This is a genomic window from Siccibacter turicensis LMG 23730, from assembly GCF_000463155.2.
In the GTDB taxonomy this organism is placed as follows: domain Bacteria; phylum Pseudomonadota; class Gammaproteobacteria; order Enterobacterales; family Enterobacteriaceae; genus Siccibacter; species Siccibacter turicensis.
Genome location: NZ_AWFZ01000017.1, coordinates 463,650 through 477,623, shown reverse-complemented (window position 1 = coordinate 477,623; position 13,974 = coordinate 463,650). Strand labels below are relative to the sequence as shown.

At 59.0% G+C, this 13,974-nt stretch carries 11 protein-coding genes; 7 read left to right on the top strand and 4 right to left on the bottom strand.

The window, feature by feature from the left end; all coding sequences use genetic code 11:
* Positions 1-7: 7 nt before the first annotated feature.
* The 4 genes from accB to msrP form a co-directional block, all read right to left on the bottom strand.
* On the bottom strand, positions 8-481 hold the full coding sequence (gene accB / locus DW58_RS04145) for an acetyl-CoA carboxylase biotin carboxyl carrier protein (RefSeq protein WP_024548910.1): 474 nt from the start codon (positions 479-481) through the stop codon (positions 8-10).
* Positions 482-502: 21 nt separating this feature from the next.
* Positions 503-955: a type II 3-dehydroquinate dehydratase gene (gene aroQ, locus DW58_RS04140; RefSeq protein WP_024548909.1), complete on the bottom strand. Its 453-nt coding sequence runs from the start codon at positions 953-955 to the stop codon at positions 503-505.
* A 224-nt stretch (positions 956-1,179) separates the two neighbouring features.
* Positions 1,180-1,785, bottom strand: a complete 606-nt coding sequence (gene msrQ / locus DW58_RS04135) for a protein-methionine-sulfoxide reductase heme-binding subunit MsrQ (RefSeq protein ID WP_024548908.1) — start codon at positions 1,783-1,785, stop codon at positions 1,180-1,182.
* On the bottom strand, positions 1,786-2,793 hold the full coding sequence (msrP, locus tag DW58_RS04130; protein ID WP_024548907.1) for a protein-methionine-sulfoxide reductase catalytic subunit MsrP: 1,008 nt from the start codon (positions 2,791-2,793) through the stop codon (positions 1,786-1,788).
* Positions 2,794-3,104: 311 nt separating this feature from the next.
* Here msrP and csrD point away from each other — a divergent pair, with 311 nt between their 5' ends.
* The 7 genes from csrD to yhdP all read left to right on the top strand — a co-directional run bounded on the left by csrD (position 3,105) and on the right by yhdP (position 13,925).
* On the top strand, positions 3,105-5,045 hold the full coding sequence (gene csrD / locus DW58_RS04125; RefSeq protein ID WP_024548906.1) for an RNase E specificity factor CsrD: 1,941 nt from the start codon (positions 3,105-3,107) through the stop codon (positions 5,043-5,045).
* Positions 5,046-5,352: 307 nt separating this feature from the next.
* Entirely contained in the window at positions 5,353-6,396 is a 1,044-nt protein-coding gene (gene mreB / locus DW58_RS04120) for a rod shape-determining protein MreB (protein WP_012883014.1), read from the top strand.
* A gap of 66 nt (positions 6,397-6,462) precedes the next feature.
* On the top strand, positions 6,463-7,512 hold the full coding sequence (gene mreC / locus DW58_RS04115; RefSeq protein WP_024548905.1) for a rod shape-determining protein MreC: 1,050 nt from the start codon (positions 6,463-6,465) through the stop codon (positions 7,510-7,512).
* Positions 7,512-8,000, top strand: coding sequence for a rod shape-determining protein MreD (gene mreD, locus DW58_RS04110; RefSeq protein WP_024548904.1), 489 nt, complete (start codon positions 7,512-7,514; stop codon positions 7,998-8,000). Before mreC ends, mreD begins: the two co-directional genes overlap by 1 nt.
* 9 nt (positions 8,001-8,009) lie before the next feature.
* Positions 8,010-8,585, top strand: coding sequence for a Maf family protein (locus DW58_RS04105; protein ID WP_024548903.1), 576 nt, complete (start codon positions 8,010-8,012; stop codon positions 8,583-8,585).
* A 4-nt stretch (positions 8,586-8,589) separates the two neighbouring features.
* Complete coding sequence (gene rng / locus DW58_RS04100; RefSeq protein WP_024548902.1) at positions 8,590-10,059, top strand: ribonuclease G; 1,470 nt, start codon at positions 8,590-8,592, stop codon at positions 10,057-10,059.
* 56 nt (positions 10,060-10,115) lie between these two features.
* Positions 10,116-13,925, top strand: a complete 3,810-nt coding sequence (yhdP, locus tag DW58_RS04095) for an AsmA2 domain-containing protein YhdP (RefSeq protein ID WP_024548901.1) — start codon at positions 10,116-10,118, stop codon at positions 13,923-13,925.
* The last annotated feature ends 49 nt before the right edge of the window (positions 13,926-13,974 follow it).

Below are 13,974 nucleotides of genomic sequence, written 5' to 3'. Positions count from 1 at the left end.
CGCCTCGTTATTCGATGACAACCAGCGGCTCGTCAAATTCTACCGGTTGGCCGCTTTCAAGCAGAATGGCTTTTACCACGCCCGCTTTATCAGCTTCGATCTGGTTCATCATTTTCATGGCTTCAACGATGCACAGGGTATCGCCAACATTCACTTTCTGGCCAACTTCGATGAAGGCCTTGGCGTCCGGGCTTGGGGTGCGATAGAACGTACCAACCATTGGGGAACGTACGATATGACCACTGACTTCCGCTGCAGCAGGGGCTTCCATCGCCGGCGTTGCCGCAGGGGCGATAGCATTGGACAGCGCGGGCTGTTGCTGCATCATCGGTGCGGCATACGCCTGCTGCATCACAGGGTAGCCTGCGTTGGCCGGTGTGCGGCTGATACGTACAGACTCTTCGCCTTCAGAAATTTCCAGTTCAGCGATGCCTGATTCTTCAACCAGCTCGATCAGTTTTTTAATCTTACGAATATCCATGAGTGGGTTCCGTACTCTTGTTTAGTGTGTTTGTGACAGGCGTTTTACCGCCGTCTGTAGTGCATAGGTATAGCCATCAGCGCCTAATCCACAGATGACGCCGGCAGCGATATCAGAAAGATATGAGTGATGGCGGAATGGCTCGCGCGCATGTACGTTGCTGAGATGAATCTCGATAAACGGGATGTTCACCGCAAGCAGCGCGTCACGAATCGCAACGCTGGTATGCGTGAATGCGGCCGGATTAATCAGGATATAGTCCACGTTGTCTTTAGCCTGATGAATTCGGTCGATCAGTTCATGCTCAGCGTTGGATTGCATGCTATCAAGCGACACGTTCAGCGCCTCAGCTTCTGCGGAGAGCCGCGTAACAATCTGGTCGAGCGTCACGGTGCCGTACTTCTCCGGTTCACGGGTGCCGAGCAAGTTCAGGTTCGGTCCGTTCAAAAGCAAAATGTGCAACTTATCCGCCATCGTGCTGCAATCTCCTGCAAATTTGTGACAATTTACAAAATATACCCATGTTGCATGGTTGTCACCTTTTGACCGCGAAAAACGGGTCTGGTAAAAACCAAAGTCGCACATTATAACGATTTCGTAGCATTTGGCAGCTAAATACTGGTCTTATCAGGGAAGATAATCAAACCCCCGGCACGTTATCACGACACGGAATAAGAAACTTGCCGGGGTTTAACGGCTTATCGCAGCCACGATCGGAACTTTTTGTAGCGCCATAGCAGCAGGATCGCCGCCAATAACGCATAGATAAGCGGCTGCGGTGAGAGGATCTTCACCGACCATAAATAGTGGATGGGCGCGAGGATCGCGACCAGATAAACGACGTTGTGCAGCCGCTGCCAGTTGCGGCCCAGTTTGCGCTGCATCGCCTGCGGAGAGGTCACCGCCAGCGCCAGCAGCACCAGCCAGCTGATAATCCCCAGCAGCAGATAAGGGCGGGTAAACAGCTCCTGTCCCAGCAGCGACAGGTTGGCAATGCCCAGTTCCAGCAGCGAATAGCTAACTAAATGCAGCGTTGCCCAGGCAAAGCACCACAGCCCAAGCAGGCGGCGGGTGCGAATCAGAAGCGGCTGTTTTGCGATTCTGGCAAGCGGGGTGACCAGCAGCGTGGCGAGCAGAAGCTTTAACGCCATTCTGCCGGTGAAGTGCTGAATATCTTTGGCCGGATCGGCGCTGAACTGGCCGCTATTAATGGCATAGAACAGCCAGAGAAACGGCAGAAACGCCGCAAGATGCAGCGCGACCTTAAGCCAGGTAATCTGTTTTGCAGTTAAGCGTACGCGCACTCAGAAGTTCTCCCGCAGATCCAGCCCGCGATAGAGCGACGCAACCTGGTCGGCATAGCCGTTAAACAGCAGCGTGGGCTGACGCTTAACGTCGAGAATGCCGCCGGCACCGATGACCCGCTCCGAAGCCTGCGACCAGCGAGGGTGATCGACATGCGGGTTTACGTTAGCGTAAAACCCATATTCGTTCGGCGCCGACAGATTCCAGGTGGTGGGCGGGCGTTCGCGCGTCAGGCGGATACTGACGATCGACTTAATGCCTTTGAAGCCGTACTTCCACGGCACGATAAGCCGCAGCGGCGCGCCGTTTTGCGGCGGCAGCGCTTTACCGTAGACCCCAACCGTCATTAACGTCAGGGGATGCATCGCTTCATCTATGCGTAGCCCTTCAACATAAGGGTACTCCAGCCCGCCGCCAATAAAGCGATCCTGCTGGCCCGGCATCATCTCCGGCGCGTACAGGGTCTGAAACGCGACGTACTTTGCGTTGCTGGTGGGTTCGGCAAGCGCCAGCAGCTTGTGCAGCGGAAAGCCAATCCACGGCACCACCATTGACCACGCCTCCACGCAGCGCATCCGGTAGATTCGCTCCTCTAAAGGGAAGCGGCGGGTCAGATCGTCATGGTCAAGGGTAAGCGGCTTGCCGACTTCGCCTTCGATTTTCAGCGTCCAAGGGTTGGTCACCAGACTGCCAGCATTGGCTGCCGGGTCCGCTTTATCCAGCCCGAACTCATAGAAGTTGTTGTAGCCGGTAACTTTATCTTCCGGCGTCAGGGCGAGCTGGCTTTGCCATTCGGCGGGCTTTGCAAACTCCAGCGCTTTGCCGGCCGGGGCTTTAGGCCGCTCGTTGCCTTTAAACCAGTCAACCAGGTTGGCATGCGCCGGGGAGGCCAGCGCCAGTGAACCCGCACCAATGCCGAGCGCTTTCAGCACCCGGCGACGCTGCATAAAGAACGCTGATTCGGCGGTCACATCCGCCTCAGTAAGCGGACGACGCGGTAGTTTCATAACCGACTCTCCAGGGGCCCGGCGACGGGTAATAAAAGACGATAATAGTTATCATGACAGGGAGACGGTAAGCGCGCGACAACTCGCGTTAAGAAAGTGTAAAAAATCTTATAATGTTGGGGAATTTCCGGGCGGAAAATAGAAATAATCCCGGCGCGGCAAGCGTTTGCTGGAAATCACCGCCATCGCCCTGCTATGTTTGGTAGTATGCATACTTTCTCACCAGTGCGAAAACACCCGCAGTACCGTTTTCATTCCGCTGCCGCTGACGGCACCGCGGCCCCCTGAACCTGACCGGAGTTAACACAAGGATGCGCTTAACGACGAAACTTTCGGCCCTGGTAACGCTACTTACCGGGCTGGTTATTCTGATCACCCTGATTGGGTGTACGGTCGGCTTTTATCAGACGGTGCAGACCCGCGCCGAGCAACGGGTCAAGACCGTTGCCATATTGCTGGATAACCATCTGGTCACGCACTCCCCGGAACGGCTTGCCGACAGGCTCGACGAACTGATGATCCCGGCGGATATCAACAGCATTACCTTTCAACAGGGCGACAGCCCGCTGTTCTATTATCACCGCTCGCCGGGGCTGGACATGGACGAGCGGGAGGATAACGCCCACACGCTCAGCGTGCCGCTGTTAAAGGTACCGGGCATGACGCTGAAAATAGACTGGCAGGATCCGATGGCCAGCTATTTCCGATCGTTACAAACCGCGGCACCCCTGACGTTCTCCCTGCTGATCGTTTTCGCCATTCTGTTTTTCGCCCTGCGCTGGCAGCAGCGGCAGTTTGTTGGCCAGGAGCTGCTAGACCGACGAGCGATGCGCATAATCCGCGGTGAACGCGGCGTGCGGGCGCAGCGCAGCGCGGAGGAGACCCCGTCCCAGGCAGGGTACGCCATCGATCTGCTGCTGGCCGAGCTGGAAAACGCCGGCGAGCAGCGCAGCCGCATGGATACCCTGATCCGCGCCCACGCTGCGCAGGATACCCGCACCGGCCTGAACAACCGCCTGTTCTTTGATAACCAGCTTGCCACTCTGCTTGAGGATCACGAAAAAGTCGGTACCCACGGCGTGGTAATGATGATTCGCCTGCCGGATTTCGACACGCTGACCGACAGCTGGGGGCGCAGCACCGTTGAGGAGTACCTCTTTACCCTCATCAATATGCTTTCCACGTTTATTATGCGGTATCCCGGCGCGCTGCTGGCCCGCTACTTCCGCAGCGATTTTGCGGTCCTGCTGCCGCACCGTACGCTGAAAGAGGCTGACAGTATCGCCAGTCAGCTGCTGAACGCGGTGGACTCCCTGCCGCCGACCCGCATGCTCGATCGCAGCGACATGATCCACATCGGTATCTGCGCGTGGCGCAGTGGGCAGAGCGTCGATCAGGTGATGGAGCACGCCGGGATGGCGACCCGCAATGCGGTGTTGCAGGGCGGTAACAGCTGGGCGGTGTATGACAATCTGCTGCCGGAGAAGGGGCGCGGCCACGTACGCTGGCGCACCCTGATCGAGCAGGCGCTCCAGCGCGGTGGCCCGCGTTTCTACCAGAAGCCTGCCGTCACCCGCGACGGGCGTGTCCACCATCGCGAGATCATGTGTCGGATATTTGATGGTAAAGAAGAGGTGCTTTCTGCCGAATATAAACCCTTAGTACAGCAGTTTGGCCTGGCCGAGCAGTACGACACCCAGCAGGTGAGTCGCGTACTGCCGCTGCTGGCGCTGTGGCCGGAAGAAACCCTGGCGATGCCGGTGTCGGTGGACTCCCTGATAAGCCCGACGTTTCAGCGCTGGCTGCGCGATGCGCTGCTGGAGTGCGAAAAATCACAGCGGCAACGCATTATTTTTGAACTTGCAGAGGCTGCCGTGTGTCAACACATCAGCCGCTTACAGCCGGTGGTGCGTTTGCTCAATGCGTTAGGTGCGCGGGTCGGGGTGGTGCAGGCGGGATTAACCGTGGTCAGCACCCACTGGATTAAGGCGCTCAACGTCGAGCTGATTAAGCTCGATCCGGGCCTGGTGCGCAACATTGAGAAACGCACCGAAAACCAGCTGTTTGTGCAAAGCCTGGTGGAGTCCTGCAGCGGGACGCAATCGCGGGTTTTTGCAACCGGGATCCGGACGCGCAGTGAATGGCAGACCCTGATGGATAAGGGTGTCGCAGGCGGGCAGGGCGAATTTATTGCCGCGTCCCAGCCGGTGGATACCAGTGTGAAAAAATATTTGCAAAGATACTCTGTTTGACCTGCCGTTTAACGTGATTTCACGTAGAATAACGCGCGCTGCAACCTGAGGGGGCAACCAGGCCTGCCAGAGGGATTATCGCAGCGTATTGATGCCAGTTCGGTGTTTGTCACCTCCGACCTGTCGCTTGCCGAAAAAGCCCTGCTTTTCCGCGACTAAGGGACGATATGTCAGGATGTTACAAAGTTAACGAATTGCACTATTTTTCACCGATGCAGACCGTTTTTGCGCCTTGTCGCTGCATCGTGTGGTTGGTAAAGTAAGCGGATTTTCTCTTCCGCCCCAGCTTTCAGGATTATCCCTTAGTATGTTTAAAAAATTTCGTGGCATGTTTTCAAATGACCTGTCCATTGACCTGGGTACTGCGAATACCCTGATTTATGTAAAAGGACAAGGCATCGTTCTGAATGAGCCTTCGGTTGTGGCGATCCGTCAGGATCGTGCAGGCTCCCCGAAAAGCGTTGCCGCTGTAGGCCATGAAGCAAAGCAGATGCTTGGTCGTACGCCGGGTAACATCGCCGCTATTCGTCCGATGAAAGACGGCGTAATCGCCGATTTCTTCGTTACCGAAAAAATGCTGCAGCACTTCATCAAGCAGGTTCACAGCAACAGCTTTATGCGCCCAAGCCCGCGCGTACTGGTGTGTGTACCGGTTGGCGCCACCCAGGTTGAGCGCCGCGCAATCCGTGAATCCGCACAGGGTGCTGGCGCGCGCGAAGTCTTCCTGATTGAAGAGCCGATGGCGGCTGCGATTGGTGCCGGTCTGCCGGTGTCTGAAGCGACTGGTTCAATGGTGGTGGATATCGGTGGTGGTACGACCGAAGTGGCGGTGATCTCCCTGAACGGCGTGGTGTACTCCTCCTCCGTACGTATCGGCGGCGACCGTTTCGACGAAGCAATCATTAATTATGTGCGCCGTAACTACGGCTCGCTTATCGGTGAAGCTACCGCTGAGCGTATCAAGCATGAAATCGGCTCGGCCTATCCGGGCGACGAAGTCCGCGAAATCGAAGTGCGTGGTCGTAACCTTGCAGAAGGCGTACCGCGCGGCTTCAACCTGAACTCTAACGAAATCCTCGAAGCGCTGCAGGAGCCGCTGACCGGCATCGTGAGCGCGGTAATGGTCGCGCTGGAACAGTGCCCGCCAGAACTGGCTTCCGACATCTCCGAGCGCGGCATGGTCCTGACCGGCGGTGGCGCGCTGCTGCGCAACCTCGACCGTCTGCTGATGGAAGAAACCGGTATTCCGGTTGTCGTGGCGGAAGATCCGCTGACCTGCGTAGCGCGCGGCGGCGGTAAAGCACTGGAAATGATCGACATGCACGGCGGCGATTTGTTCAGCGAAGAGTAATCTGCCGCAGAGAGGGGCAGTCATCAGACTGCCCCTTTTTGTCTGGCCGGAGAATACGCATAGCCTATGAAGCCAATTTTTAGCCGTGGCCCGTCACTACAGATTCGCCTTGTCCTGGCGGTAGTGGTGGCGCTTGGTGTGATTATCGCCGACAGCCGCCTCGGTACGTTCAGCCAGATCCGAACGTACATGGATACCGCCGTCAGTCCTTTCTACTTTGTCTCTAATGGTCCACGCGCCCTGTTGGACGGCGTCTCACAGACGCTGGCGTCGCGCGACCAGCTTGAGCTTGAAAACCGTGCGTTACGTCAGGAACTGCTGTTAAAGAACAGCGAACTGCTGATGCTTGGCCAGTACAAGCAGGAAAACGCGCGTCTGCGTGAACTGCTCGGCTCGCCGCTGCGTCAGGACGAGCAGAAGATGGTGACGCAGGTCATCTCAACCGTTAACGATCCCTACAGCGACCAGGTGGTTATCGATAAAGGTAGCGTGAATGGCGTGTACGAAGGCCAGCCCGTTATCAGCGATAAGGGCGTTGTCGGCCAGGTGATCGCGGTAGCGAAGCTCACCAGCCGCGTGCTGCTGATCTGCGATGCGACCCACGCCCTGCCTATTCAGGTGCTGCGCAACGATATCCGCGTGATTGCGGCGGGCAGCGGCTGCACCGACGATCTACAGCTTGAACATCTGCCGGCCAACACCGATATTCGCGTCGGCGATGTGCTGGTGACCTCGGGTCTGGGTGGCCGTTTCCCGGAAGGATACCCGGTTGGGGTGGTCTCGTCGGTGAAGCTGGATACCCAGCGCGCGTATACCGTGATCCAGGCGCGTCCGACCGCCGGACTGCAGCGTCTGCGTTATCTGCTGCTGCTGTGGGGCGCCGATCGTGAGGGAACCAATCCCATGACGCCGGAAGAGGTGCATCGCGTCGCGAATGAGCGCCTGATGCAGATGATGCCGCAGGTACTGCCTTCACCGGATGCGATGGGCCCGCCTGCGCCGGTACCCGCCCCGGCAACCGGCGTGGCACCCGGCACCGCGACGGGTAACGGCGCGACTAACCGCGCCCCGTCATCGTCACCTCCGGCCGCCGCGCCGGCAGCAGGAGGGCAATAGTGGGAAGCTATCGTAGCCAGGGACGTTGGGTCATCTGGCTTTCGTTTCTTATCGCGCTGCTGCTTCAGATCATGCCGTGGCCGGATAACATTCTGGTGTTCCGGCCTGACTGGGTGCTGCTGATCCTGCTGTACTGGATCCTGGCGTTGCCGCATCGCGTCAACGTCGGCACCGGGCTGTTGATCGGCGCGATCCTTGATCTGGTCAGCGGATCCACCCTTGGGGTGCGGGCACTGGCGCTGTCGATCATCGCCTACCTGGTGGCGCTAAAATATCAGCTGTTCCGCAACCTGGCGCTCTGGCAACAGGCGCTGGTGGTGATGCTGCTCTCCGTGGCCGCTGAGCTTATCGTGTTCTGGGCCGAGTTCCTGGTTATCAACGTGTCGTTCCGCCCGGAAGTATTCTGGGGCAGCGTCGTCAACGGCGTGCTGTGGCCGTGGATCTTCCTGCTGATGCGCAAAGTGCGCCAGCAATTCTCCGTGCAATAAAGAGGTAGTATGACCGCGTTGTATCTCGCTTCCGGATCGCCCCGTCGCGCTGAGCTGCTGACCCAGCTTGGCGTGTCCTTCACCCGGGTACTTATCGACGTGGAAGAGGTGCGCCAGCCGCACGAGAGCGCGGAAGCCTACGTGCGCAGGCTGTCGCGCGACAAGGCACAGGCCGGCGTTGCGCAGGCACCGTCAGATTTGCCAGTGCTGGGCGCGGATACTATTGTCATTCTTAACGGTGACGTGCTGGAAAAGCCGCGTGACGCTACCCATGCGAGCGACATGCTGCGCCGACTCTCGGGTCAGACCCACCAGGTCATGACCGCCGTAACCCTCGCCGATCGCACGTATCTTCTTGATTGTCTTGTGGTCACAGACGTTACTTTCAGAGTATTGTCTGAAGAGGACATTACCCGCTATGTCGCCTCAGGCGAGCCAATGGACAAGGCCGGTGCGTATGGCATCCAGGGGCTTGGCGGGTGCTTTGTCAGAAAAATAAACGGCAGTTATCACGCGGTGGTCGGTTTGCCGCTGGTGGAGACCTGGGAGCTGCTGGAAAATATTAACTCTCTGCGAGAGGGATGAAAAAATGACGGCTGAATTATTGGTCAATGTTACCCCTTCCGAAACCCGGGTAGCCTACATTGACGGCGGTATTCTTCAGGAAATTCATATCGAACGCGAAGCGCGTCGCGGGATCGTAGGAAATATCTACAAAGGTCGCGTCAGCCGGGTGCTCCCCGGAATGCAGGCGGCATTTGTAGATATTGGCCTGGATAAAGCCGCGTTTCTGCACGCCTCCGATATCATGCCGCACACCGAGTGCGTGGCTGGCGAAGAGCAGAAAAACTTTACGGTGCGCGACATCTCCGAGCTGGTGCGTCAGGGCCAGGATCTCATGGTGCAGGTGGTGAAAGACCCGCTGGGCACCAAAGGGGCGCGCCTGACCACCGACATCACGCTGCCCTCGCGCTATCTGGTGTTTATGCCCGGCGCCTCGCACGTGGGCGTGTCGCAGCGTATCGAGAGCGAAGAGGAGCGCGATCGCCTCAAGCGCATCGTCTCGGCGTACTGCGACGATCTGGGCGGGTTTATCATCCGTACCGCGGCGGAGGGCATCTGCGAAGCGGATCTCTCCTCCGATGCCGCCTACCTGAAACGCGTCTGGACCAAAGTGATGGAGCGTAAAAAACGCCCCCAGACCCGTTACCAGATGTATGGCGAACTGGCGCTGGCCCAGCGCGTGCTGCGTGATTTCGCTGGCACCTCGCTTGACCGGATCCGCGTCGACTCCCGCCTGACCTACGACATGCTGCTGGAGTTTACCGCCGAGTACATCCCGGATATGTCGAGCAAGATCGAGCACTACAGCGGCCGCCAGCCGATTTTCGATCTGTTCGATGTGGAAAACGAAATTCAGCGCGCGCTGGAGCGCAAGGTGGAGCTGAAGTCCGGCGGCTACCTGATTATCGACCAGACCGAAGCGATGACCACCGTGGACATCAACACCGGCGCGTTTGTCGGCCATCGCAATCTGGACGACACCATTTTTAACACCAATATCGAAGCAACTCAGGCCATCGCGCGACAGCTGCGTCTGCGTAATCTTGGCGGCATCATCATCATCGATTTTATCGACATGAGTAATGAGGATCACCGCCGTCGCGTGCTGCACTCGCTGGAGCAGGCGCTCAGCAAGGATCGGGTAAAAACCAGCATCAACGGTTTTTCTCAGCTCGGCCTGGTCGAGATGACCCGTAAACGTACTCGCGAAAGCGTCGAGCACGTGCTGTGCAACGAATGTCCTACCTGCCACGGTCGCGGAACGGTGAAAAGCGTGGAAACCGTGTGCTATGAGATCATGCGTGAAATCGTCCGCGTGCATCATGCCTATGATTCCGACCGTTTCCTGGTCTATGCGTCACCGGCCGTTGCCGAAGCGCTGAAAAGCGAAGAGTCACACGCGCTGGCGGAAGTGGAAATCTTCGTCGGCAAACAGGTCAAAGTACAAATCGAACCGCTCTATAATCAGGAGCAGTTCGACGTGGTCATGATGTAGCCTGCCGTAGTGCGGGAACTAAGCCTGACGCTGCGGCAGCTGACAAGGAGAGATGTGTGAGGCGACTGCCGGGGATTTTGCTACTCACAGCCGCAACGCTGATTGTGATCGTCGCACTGCTGGTGAGTGGGCTGCGGCTGGCGCTGCCGTATCTTGACAGCTGGCGTCCCACCGTTCTGCAAAAAATCAGCGAGGCGTACGGGCAACCGGTCAACGCCAGCCGTCTTGAGGCGAACTGGCAGAACTTTGGCCCGACGCTCGACGCCCGTGACATCACCTTTGGACTGAGCGACGGCGGCTCGGTCAGCATTGAACGCGTCACCCTGGCGCTCGACGTGTGGCAAAGTCTGCTGCACTTCCGCTGGCAGTTCCGCGATCTCACGTTTCATCAGCTTAACGTGCATACCAATACGCCTATCGACACCTCCAGCGGTTCCAAAGGCATTGAAACCAATCGCCTGAGCGATCTCTTCTTACGCCAGTTTGACCACTTCGATTTACGTGACAGCACCCTCAGCTTCCTGACCATCTCCGGCCAGCGCGCCGAACTGACCATCCCGCAACTGACCTGGCTTAACGGCGACGACCGCCATCGTGCCGAGGGGCAGGTGAGCCTCTCCAGCCTGACCGGGCAGCACGGCGTGATGCAGGTGCGAATGGATCTGCGCGATGACAACGGCCTGCTTAACAACGGCACGGTATGGATGCAGGCCGATGACGTGGACGTGAAACCCTGGCTCGGCAAATGGATGCAGGACAACGTCGAACTCACCAGCGCGCAGTTCAGCCTCGCGGCGTGGATGACCCTCCGTCAGGGCGAAGTTGCCGGTGGCGACGTCTGGCTTAAGCAGGGCGGCGCAAGCTGGCAGGGCGCGAACAACGAGACGCATCGCCTTGCGGTGGATAACCTCACGGCGCACATCACGCACCCTCAGGACGGCTGGCAGCTGGACATTCCCACCACCCGCATTTCGATCGATGACAAACCCTGGCCGAAAGGCGCGCTCTCGCTCGCCTGGTTCCCGGCGCAGCAGGTTGGCGGGCCGGATAACCAGCGCAGCGATGAGCTGCGGGTGCGCGCCAGCCACCTCGAGCTGAGCGGGCTGGATGCGCTATTGCCGCTGGCACAGAAGTTCTCCCCGCGCCTGAGTGAGGTGTGGAACACCATGCGCCCGGCCGGGAACCTTGATGCGCTGGCGCTGGATATTCCGCTGCAGGCTACCGACAAAACCCGTTTCCAGGCCGAATGGAGCGACCTCTCCTGGAAACAGTGGAAGCTGCTGCCGGGCGTGCAGCACTTTTCCGGTAACGTCGCGGGCAGCCTGCAGAATGGCGTGCTGAACGCCACGGTACGTAAGGCGGTGATGCCCTATGAGAGCGTCTTCCGCGCCCCGCTGGAAATTGCCCAGGGCGACGCCACCCTTGCCTGGCGAAATGACGCCAGTGGCTGGCGGCTGGACGGTACCGGCATTGACGTGAGCGCCAGCGCGCTGCGCGCCCGCGGTGACTTCCACTATGAGCAGCCGGCCAAGGGCGCGCCGTGGCTCGGCATTCTGGCGGGCATCAGCACCAGCGACGCCGGACAGGCGTGGCGCTATCTTCCTGAAAACCTGATGGGTAAAGATCTGGTTGATTACCTGAGCGGCGCCATTAAGGGCGGCCAGGTGGAAAACGCCACCCTGGTCTACGGCGGTGACCCGCACCTGTTCCCCTATAAGCACAATGAGGGGCAGTTTGAAGTGCTGGTCCCGCTGCGCAACGCCACCTTCGCTTTCCAGCCAGACTGGCCGGCGCTTGAAAACTTCGATATCGACCTCGACTTTATCAATGATGGCCTGTGGATGAAGGCGAAAGAGGTCAAGCTTGGCGGCGTGACAGGGCACAACGTGACCGCGACCATTCCTGACTATATGGCTGAGAAGCTGCTGATAGACGCCGACATCCAGGGGCCGGGTAAAGAGGTGGGGCCCTATTTCAAGCGTACCGCCCTGAACGATTCCCTTGGCACGACGCTGGATGAGCTTCAGCTTGATGGCGATGTAAGTGCTCGCTTACATCTTGATATCCCTCTGGACGGTGAGATGACCACCGCCAGCGGAGACGTAAATCTCAACAACAACACGCTCTTTATTAAGCCGCTTAACAGCACCCTGAATAACCTGACCGGTACCTTCCACTTTAAGAACGGCGATCTGGACAGCGGCCCACTCACCGCCCGCTGGTTTAATCAGCCGCTTAACGTGACGTTTACGACCCGCGAACAGCCAAAGGCGTTTGAGGTCGGGGTTGATCTCAACGGCAACTGGCAGCCCGCCCGCACCGGCCTGTTGCCGGACCCGGTTAACAAGCAGATTGCTGGCAGCGTGGCATGGAAAGGGGATGTCGGCATTACGCTGCCGTACCACGGCGGAGCGCGCTACAAGGTAGATATCGCGGCGGATCTGAAGAATGTAAGTAGTCACTTACCATCACCGGCTGAAAAGACGGCCGGGGAGCCGCTGCCGCTCAACGTCGCCGTCGAGGGCGATCTGCGCGCCTTTACCCTGACCGGCAACGCCGGGTCGACGCACCGCTTCAACAGCCGCTGGCTGCTTAATGAGAAGCTGACGCTGGATCGCGCCATCTGGGCGTCGGACAGCCGTACGCTTCCGCCGCTGCCCGAGGAGCCGGGCGTCGAGCTTAACCTGCCGGCGATGGACGGTGCCGAGTGGCTGGCGCTGTTCAGTCAGGGCGCAGCGGATAAGGTCAGCTCCAGCACCGCGTTACCGGCGCGGGTCACGCTGCGCACGCCAGCGCTGACGCTGGGCGGCCAGCAGTGGAACAACCTGAGCATCGTCTCCAGCCCGGAAGGCAACGGGACGCGCGTTGAAGCCCAGGGGCGTGAAATCAACGCCACCCTGACGCACCGGGAGAACGCGCCGTGGCTGGCAAACATTCGCTACCTCTATTTCAACCCGGCCGCGCCGCAGAGCGGCAGCGGCGATAAGTCCCAGCCCGCCTCGCCGTTCAGCAGCAAGGAGCGCATTGATTTCAGCGGCTGGCCCGATCTGACGCTGCGCTGCGCGGAGTGCTGGTTCTACGGCCAGAAATACGGGCGCATCAACGGCGACTTCTCCATCAAAGGCGATACGCTGCAGCTGGCGAACGGTCTGCTCGACACCGGCTTTGCGCGCCTGACCACGGCGGGCGAGTGGGTCAACACGCCGGGCAGCGAGCGCACGTCGCTGAAAGGGACGCTCAAGGGCAAAAAACTCGATTCCGCGGTCGGCTTCTTTGGGCTGTCGACGCCGCTGCAGGGCTCATCGTTCGACGTTGATTATGACCTGCACTGGCGCGCCAGACCGTGGCAGCCCGACGTTGCCTCCCTGAACGGCATTCTGCATACCCGCCTCGGCAAGGGCGAAATTGCCGATGCCGGCGCGGGGCACGCCGGTCAGCTGCTGCGCCTGCTGAGCTTCGACGCCCTGCTGCGCAAGCTGCGTTTCGACTTCAGCGACACCTTCGGCGACGGCTTCTATTACGACTCTATTCGCAGCACCGCCTGGATTAAGGATGGCGTAATGAACACCGACGATACGCTGGTGGACGGGCTGGAAGCGGATATCGCCATGAAGGGCAACATCAACCTGGTGCGCCGCGAGCTGGATATGGAAGCGGTGGTGGCACCGGAAATCTCGGCCACCGTGGGCGTGGCCGCCGCCTTCGCGGTTAACCCGATTGTCGGTGCGGCGGTGTTTGCCGCCAGCCGCGTGCTCGGGCCGCTGTGGAGCAAAGTCTCCATCCTGCGTTATCACATCACCGGGCCGGTAGATAAACCGCAGATCAATGAAGTGTTGCGCCAGCCGCGCGACACAAAAGCGCAATGATTTGACGTTGGCAAGGAATTGCCGCAAGCTCGATCGATACCCTTTTTTT